The organism is Pseudomonas sp. P5_A2_2 (assembly GCF_054177685.1).
Genome location: NZ_JBGCUL010000926.1, coordinates 1 through 1,725, shown reverse-complemented (window position 1 = coordinate 1,725; position 1,725 = coordinate 1). Strand labels below are relative to the sequence as shown.

Here is a 1,725-nt window from a genome sequence, read left to right as displayed (position 1 = left end):
CCCAGGTACTGGCCCTGACCGCCGACCTGGAGCAATACGAGGAATGCAGCCGGGTGATGCAAACCGCCGTCGAGCGCTTCGATCGCCTCGACGTGTTGGTCAATAACGTCGGCGGGACGATCTGGGCCAAGCCGTTCGAGCACTATGAAGTGTCGCAGATCGAGGCCGAGGTTCGCCGTTCGCTGTTCCCGACCTTGTGGTGTTGCCATGCGGCGCTGCCGTTCATGCTGGAGCAGGGCAGCGGGGCGATCGTCAACGTATCCTCCATCGCCACCCGCAGCCTCAATCGCGTGCCCTACGGTGCGGCAAAGGGTGGGGTCAATGCGTTGACCGCTTGTCTGGCATTCGAAACCGCCGGTCGTGGCGTGCGGGTCAACGCCACTGCACCTGGCGGCACCGAAGCACCGCCGCGACGCATACCCCGCAACGGTGCCGAGCAGAGTGAGCAGGAAAAGCTCTGGTACCAGCAGATCGTCGACCAGACCCTCGACAGCAGTTTGATGAAACGCTACGGCACCCTGGATGAGCAGGCGGGGGCTATTCTGTTTCTGGCCAGCGACGAAGCGTCCTATATCACCGGCATGGTCATGCCCGTGGGCGGCGGCGATCAGGGCTGAGGCGAGCGACAGACAACCCCATCCGCAAACAACGGAGTCATGGTGATGAGTGACAAACCCACGATCGTGCTGGTCCATGGTTTTTGGGGCGGCGCTGCCCACTGGAACAAGGTCATCGTCAAATTGCTCGGCCGGGGTGACACGAACATTCGTGCCGTCGAGTTACCGCTGACTTCGCTGGCGGATGATGCCGAGCGTACGCGCAAGATGGTCGCCCAGGTGCCGGGGCCGGTGCTGCTGGTGGGGCATTCCTATGGCGGTGCAGTGATCACTGAAGCGGGTGATTTACCGAATGTGGTTGGCCTGGTGTATATCGCCGCGTTCGCGCCGGACGCCGGTGAAAGCCCCGGTGGCATTACGCAACGGCATCTGCCAGCGGCGGCGGCCAACCTGGCTCCCGACAGCGACGGTTATCTGTGGGTCAAGCCAGAGCTCTATCACGAAAGCTTTTGTCAGGACCTGCCGGCGACCGAAGGATTGGTCATGGGCCTCACCCAGAAAGCGCCGCTGGCCAGTACCTTCGGTGACACCATTGGCACGGTGGCCTGGAAGAAAAAACCATCGTGGTATCAGATTTCGACCGGGGACCGGATGATCGCTCCACAAAACCAGCAATGGATGGCTGAGCGGCTGAACGCCCGGGAGATTCTGACCTTGACTGCCAGCCATGCGTCCCTGGCGTCGATGCCCGCCGAAGTGGCGGCATTGATCGACAGGGCAGCGACGGCGTTGGCCAAGGGTTAGGGTCCAAGTGCAACCGGATTCGGGAATTTCCATGGCGATGTCTGGTCGGTATTTTGGAGAAGGGCGGGTGTAAGGTAAGCAAGTCAACCTGATTTCACTGTCCAGGAGGAGGTGACTATGAGCGTTCCGATGCTGAACAAAATGCACATGAACGGCTATGACGTACTCAGAGTGAGCAACGGGCCCTGGCGGGTATGTACCCAGGGAGACCGACTGGGTTCATTTGACAGTCGGGAAGAAGCGCTGGCGTTTGCCGCGTCGCTGCCCGGCTACAGGGCTCGTGCCGGCAGGCCTGCGCGCAGCCATCAAGCAAAGTGAATCCAGCCCGAAGCCCCGGTTCTCCGGGGCTTCTTCATGATGCAAC

At 61.3% G+C, this 1,725-nt stretch carries 3 protein-coding genes; all 3 read left to right on the top strand.

The window, feature by feature from the left end:
- The coding region (locus ACXRVY_RS27410) for a 1,6-dihydroxycyclohexa-2,4-diene-1-carboxylate dehydrogenase (protein WP_458238770.1) at positions 1 to 617 on the top strand (617 nt) is incomplete at its 5' end.
- A 45-nt stretch (positions 618 to 662) separates the two neighbouring features.
- Entirely contained in the window at positions 663 to 1,361 is a 699-nt protein-coding gene (locus ACXRVY_RS27405; RefSeq protein WP_223463150.1) for an alpha/beta hydrolase, read from the top strand.
- A gap of 117 nt (positions 1,362 to 1,478) precedes the next feature.
- Complete coding sequence (locus tag ACXRVY_RS27400) at positions 1,479 to 1,679, top strand: DUF2188 domain-containing protein (RefSeq protein ID WP_223463149.1); 201 nt, start codon at positions 1,479 to 1,481, stop codon at positions 1,677 to 1,679.
- Positions 1,680 to 1,725: the final 46 nt, after the last annotated feature.